Below are 513 nucleotides of genomic sequence, written 5' to 3' on the forward strand. Positions count from 1 at the left end.
CCATCAGTAGTACGCTGCATCGACTCTGGGTCAAAATCAGCACCCGTTAATAAACGCTCAGGTGTATTACCATTGATGATATTAAATGGAATTAATTTATTCGGATCACGCAGTTGGATAAAACTTTGTACATTAACTTGACCGGTGCCTTTAGTTTTAGTTTTGAAATCAGGCTTTATTTTATAAATACGAAGTAAAAAGTCTGATGAATTATCTTGAGTGCCAAAACCGTTATCGGCCATTGCCATATAACTGCCATCTTCATTTTTTAATGCTGCAGAAAATCCCTGTACAGGTTGACCTTTAAACGGAGGATAAATTCCATTTGCACCTTTCACATATGCCCCTGAGTCTGGTCCAGCAGCATAAGTTTCTACAGGTAACTTAGCAAAAGAAATTAGAGTTGGTTCGGTAACGTTTTCAGTAGGTGAAGTTTGATCTTGATCGTTATCATCGTTACATGCCGTCAATCCTAAACTGGCACAGCATAATAATGCGATTAAAGTTTTTTTG

General features: G+C 37.6%; 1 pseudogene. It reads right to left on the reverse strand.

The annotated features are described in order from the left end of the window. Positions 1-513: pseudogene (locus ABD296_RS50380) on the reverse strand (esterase-like activity of phytase family protein); the annotation flags it as partial.

The sequence above is a fragment of the Actinomadura napierensis genome (genome assembly GCF_039529375.1).
Classification (GTDB): Bacteria; Actinomycetota; Actinomycetes; order Streptosporangiales; family Streptosporangiaceae; genus Spirillospora; species Spirillospora napierensis.